The organism is Sphingomonas bacterium (assembly GCF_028292945.1).
In the GTDB taxonomy this organism is placed as follows: domain Bacteria; phylum Pseudomonadota; class Alphaproteobacteria; order Sphingomonadales; family Sphingomonadaceae; genus Sphingomonas.
This window is the reverse complement of the sequence record NZ_JAQGLJ010000096.1, coordinates 1-4,729: the sequence shown is the minus strand read 5'-3', so window position 1 is coordinate 4,729 and position 4,729 is coordinate 1. Positions and strand designations below refer to the sequence as shown.

Annotated in this window: 6 protein-coding genes and 1 tRNA gene; 6 read left to right on the top strand and 1 reads right to left on the bottom strand. The window is 67.1% G+C overall.

Annotation, left to right across the window (positions count from 1 at the left end; translation table 11 throughout):
* Positions 1–179, top strand: a 179-nt coding sequence (locus JWN21_RS10805) for a (d)CMP kinase (RefSeq protein ID WP_299649660.1), incomplete at its 5' end; no start/stop codon positions are given.
* On the opposite strand, the gene JWN21_RS10800 is transcribed toward JWN21_RS10805, so the two are convergent.
* Positions 160–414, bottom strand: coding sequence for a hypothetical protein (locus JWN21_RS10800; protein WP_299649654.1), 255 nt, complete (start codon positions 412–414; stop codon positions 160–162). The two genes, JWN21_RS10805 and JWN21_RS10800, sit on opposite strands and share 20 nt — an antisense overlap.
* A gap of 392 nt (positions 415–806) precedes the next feature.
* On the opposite strand from JWN21_RS10800, the gene rpsA reads away from it, so the two are divergent.
* The 5 genes from rpsA to JWN21_RS10775 all read left to right on the top strand — a co-directional run.
* Entirely contained in the window at positions 807–2,513 is a 1,707-nt protein-coding gene (gene rpsA / locus JWN21_RS10795) for a 30S ribosomal protein S1 (RefSeq protein WP_299649657.1), read from the top strand.
* A gap of 110 nt (positions 2,514–2,623) precedes the next feature.
* A complete protein-coding gene (locus JWN21_RS10790) occupies positions 2,624–2,902 on the top strand; it encodes an integration host factor subunit beta (RefSeq protein ID WP_299649651.1) in 279 nt (92 codons plus the stop codon).
* A 47-nt stretch (positions 2,903–2,949) separates the two neighbouring features.
* A tRNA-Leu gene (locus JWN21_RS10785) sits at positions 2,950–3,033 on the top strand.
* An 11-nt stretch (positions 3,034–3,044) separates the two neighbouring features.
* Positions 3,045–4,445: an ABC transporter substrate-binding protein gene (locus tag JWN21_RS10780; RefSeq protein ID WP_299649648.1), complete on the top strand. Its 1,401-nt coding sequence runs from the start codon at positions 3,045–3,047 to the stop codon at positions 4,443–4,445.
* Between the two features lie 2 nt (positions 4,446–4,447).
* Positions 4,448–4,729: DUF4112 domain-containing protein (locus tag JWN21_RS10775; protein ID WP_299649645.1), on the top strand; the 282-nt coding region annotated here is incomplete at its 3' end.

The following is a 4,729-nucleotide window of genomic DNA, read 5'->3' as shown; positions in this document are numbered from 1 at the left end:
TTGACAAGGTGCTCGCCGACATTCGCGTGCGCGACGACCGCGATAGCGGCCGATCCGCCGCGCCGCTGGTGATGGCGGCGGACGCGGCGCTGCTCGATACGAGCTTCCTGTCGATCGAGGCGAGCGTAAAACGCGCGATCTCGCTGGTGGAGGCGCGGGTTACTGGTCGGGATCGTTGATCCGCGCGATACTTGGCAGCTTGTTGCACACCGAACCGGTCAATGCCCTCCTGGAACAGCGCCGCAAGCTCGGCGTCCACGCGAGCAGATAGGCTATAGTCCACGCGGCCTCATCGACCTGACCTGACCGTCGCAACGCCTCCTGCCATATCTCTTCGACAGATCGCTCGCTGATCCCGCTGTCCAAGCCCTCCTGGATCATCACGTTCGTCGCCGTGATCTTCTCGCGCTTCACCGGATCGCGGCGGATCAGATCACCGACATAGTCGCTCGAGTTGCTGTACCGCCCCCCCTTGGGCCTCGACCCAGTCCTTCATCGGAGCGGGCAGCGAGATAGTCATCGTGGCCATGCCGGTTCTCCTGCCATCGCCGCGCTGTTTTTGGCGAAGTTCGTCAACGTTGCGTGATCTTCGACCTTGCCCTAAGGGATGCCCGTCCGACGAACAGGTGTTCGCGGGGGTTGGCGCGGAGGCTTGTCCTCACGCGCCCTTTTCGCATTTGCGCGAACCTCCGTCGCTTGTTCGTCAGGATGCTGCATCGACATGAGGTCGGCGTGGCGGCGATGGCCAAGACCACCGGATTGCAACCGGTTGGCCAACAATGATGTTCGAGGATCTGACCACCTTTATGGCGACCCAAGCCCTTCCCACCCGCGACGATTTCGCGGCCATGCTCGACGAGATGTTCGGCGGCGCCGACAGCTTCGAGGGCCGCGTGGTGCACGGCACCGTGACCGCGATCGAGAACGATCTCGCCGTCATCGATGTGGGGTTGAAGTCCGAAGGCCGTGTGCCGCTGCGCGAGTTCGCCGCGCCTGGCCAGAAGGCCGAGCTCAAGGTCGGCGACGAGGTCGAAGTCTATGTCGACCGCGTCGAGAACATGCATGGCGAGGCCATGCTCAGCCGCGACCGCGCGCGTCGCGAGGCCGCTTGGGACAAGCTGGAGACCGAGTTCGCCAAGTCGGCGCGCGTCGAGGGCACGATCTTCGGTCGCGTCAAGGGCGGCTTCACCGTCGACCTCTCCGGCGCTGTGGCCTTTCTGCCCGGCAGCCAGGTCGACATCCGTCCCGTCCGCGACGTCACCCCGCTGATGGACCTGCCGCAGCCGTTTCAAATCCTGAAGATGGACCGCAAGCGCGGCAACATCGTCGTGTCGCGCCGCGCGGTGCTCGAAGAGACGCGCGCCGAGCAGCGCACCGGTCTGATCCAGTCGCTGGCCGAGGGACAGATCATCGACGGCGTGGTCAAGAACATCACCGATTACGGGGCGTTCGTGGACCTTGGCGGCATCGACGGCCTGCTCCACGTCACCGACCTGTCTTACAAGCGCGTCCAGCATCCGTCGGAGGCGCTCAACATCGGTGACACCGTCAAGGTGCAGATCATCCGCATCAACAAGGACACGCAGCGCATCAGCCTCGGCATGAAGCAGCTCGAGTCTGATCCGTGGGACGGCGCATCGGCGAAATATCCGATCGGCGCCAAGCTGTCGGGCCGCGTCACCAACATCACCGAATACGGCGCCTTCGTCGAGCTGGAAGCGGGCATCGAGGGCCTCGTCCATGTCTCCGAGATGAGCTGGACCAAGAAGAACGTGCATCCCGGCAAGATCGTCAGCACCTCGCAGGAGGTGGACGTGATGGTACTGGAAGTCGATGCGGACAAGCGTCGCATCTCGCTGGGTCTCAAGCAGGCGCAGAACAACCCGTGGGACGCCTTCGCCGCCGAGCACCCGGTCGGTACGACTGTCGAGGGCGAGGTCAAGAACGCGACCGAGTTCGGGCTGTTCATCGGGCTCGACAATGATGTCGACGGCATGGTGCACATGTCCGACATCGCCTGGGGCGTGTCGGGCGAGGACGCGCTGGCGCTGCATCGCAAGGGCGAGATCGTGCAGGCGATCGTGCTCGACGTCGACGCCGAGAAGGAGCGCATCAGCCTCGGCATGAAGCAGCTGGAGCGCGGTGGTCCGTCCACCGCTCCGGTCGCGGCCGGCGGCGAGCTGCGCAAGAACCAGACGGTGACCGTCACGGTGCTGGAGGTGCGCGACGCAGGGCTCGAGGTGCAGGTCGGCGAGGATGGCGCCACCGGCTTCATCAAGCGCACTGATCTCGGCCGCGACCGCGACGAGCAGCGCCCCGAGCGTTTCCAGGTCGGCCAGAAGTTCGACGCGCAGGTGTCTGGCTTCGATCGCTCCAAGAAGCCGACCTTCTCGATCAAGGCGATGCAGATCTCCGAGGAGAAGCAGGCCGTCGCGCAATATGGCTCTTCCGATTCGGGTGCGTCGCTGGGCGACATCCTGGGCGCGGCCTTGAAGGCAAAGTCGGAGGAATAGGCTTGTGAGGGTGTCCGGATTGGACACCCTCATTCGCTGCGATGTCGTTTTGGTGCTGGTAGGGCACATATGATCGTGAGCCAGGTCGGCGAGTTGTCAGGGGGTACGCGATGATCCGGTCGGAACTGGTGCAAAAGGTGGCTGATGCTCACCCGGACCTGGGTCCGCGAGAGGTCGAGGCGATCGTCACCGCGTTTTTCGACGAGATCGTCGCGCGTCTCGCTGAGGGCGGCCGGGTCGAGCTGCGCGGCTTTGGCGCATTCTCCACCCGCGCCCGCGACGCCCGCACCGGGCGCAACCCGCGCACGGGCGACACCGTCTCGGTCGACGCCAAACGCGTGCCCTATTTCAAGCCCGGCAAGGAAATGCGCGCGCGCCTGAACGTCTGATGCGGACTTGACGCCGCGCCCGCGCTGAGGCTCCCCTGACGCGGTGCGCGGACGTGGCGAAATCGGTAGACGCAGGCGACTTAAAATCGCCTTCCCCTGGAGTGCGGGTTCGAGTCCCGCCGTCCGCACCAGCCTGCTCGCATTGGCGCTGATCGGGTGTAGGCAGACGGCCGACACCGGGCCGGTGGTGGTCAGCGCCATCGGCTCGCGACCCGTGCTGACCGATCCGACCCGCCGAGCGATGGACACACCAACGCGGCTGCTGATCGACGCGGTGGCGCAGGGGCTGGTGCGTTTCGATGCCGCGGGGCAGATCGAGTCGGGACTTGCCGAACGGTGGATCGTCACCGACCAGGGCACCAGTTACATCTTCCGCCTACGCGAGGCACGCTGGGCCGATGGGCGCGCAGTGACGGCGGAGCAGGTGGTGGCGCGGCTGCGGCGGCAGCTCGCACCGCCGTCGCGCAACCCGTTGAAGCCGTTCCTCACCGCGATCGACGAGATCGTGGTGATGACGCCGCAGGTCATCGAGGTTCGGCTCAGCCGCCCGCGGCCGGACCTGCTCAAGCTGTTCGCGCAGCCTGAAATGGCGATCGCGCGCGGAACAGCGCCCGGTTCAGGCCCGCTGCGACCGGTCGTCGGCAACCTGCTCCGACCCGTTCCGGACCCGGGACGGGTGGACCCGAACCGACTTGATTCGGTGGACGCGGCGGAGGACGTACGGCTGGTGGGAGGTCGCGCCGCTCTGGCGGTGGCTCGCTTTGTCGCGGGCAAGGCGGACCTGGTCGCCGGCGGCACCTTTGCCGATTGGCCGCTTGCGCAAGCCGCCCGACCTGCCGCGACGCAGCTGCGGGTGGACCCGGCGGTGGGGCTGTTCGGCCTCGCTATCGTACGGCGCGAGGGCTTCCTTGCCCAACCGGCGAACCGGCTCGCGATTGCGCAGGCCATCGATCGGGCCGCAGTCACGACCGCCGTCGCGCCGCTTTGGCTGCCCGACGAACAATTGTTGCCCCACCAACTCGACGCGGCCGCGCCGCCGTTGCCGCCTGGCTGGGCAGGTTTGTCGCTGGAGCAGCGTCGCGCGACGGCGCGCCAGCGCGTCGTGGCATGGGGTCGGCTGGTGGACCTGCGCATCGCGCTACCGTCCGGCCCGGGCGCAACCCGACTATGGGGGCAGTTGGCGCGATCGCTGCTGCTGATCGGCATCACGCCGCAACGCGTGGCGATGAGCGAGGCTGCCGACCTGCGACTGGTCGACGCGGTCGCACCCTACGACAGTGCGCGATGGTATCTCGCCACCGCGTGTCAGCCCTGTGGCGAAGAGGCGCAGGCGGCGGTGGACGCGGCGCGCGACGCACCCACGTCGGCCGAGCGGGCACAGCGGCTGACGGAAGCGGATGCCGCGGTCGCCGCCGACATCCCATTCATCGCCATCGCGCGGCCGCTGCGCTGGTCGCTGGTGTCGCCGCGGCTGCGTGCCTGGCAGCCCAACACGCGCGCCTGGCATCCATTGAACCGGCTGCGTATCGATCCCACCTCATGACCATGAACCGTCCCGCTCGCCTCGACCCTCGCCTGCTCGACCAGCTGCCCGTCGGCCGCGATCCCGCATCCGTGCGCCGTCGTATCGAGGCGGTGGAGCGGGTGATGGAGGGGCTGTTCACCGTGCCGGGCACCAATCGCCGATTCGGGCTGGACGTCATCCTGGACCTGCTACCGGTGGCGGGCAGCACCGTCAGCGCGGGCATCGGCGGCTGGCTGGCCTGGGAGGCGCGCAACCTGGGCATGAGCAAAGGCCAGATCGCGCGCATGGCAGGCAATATCGGT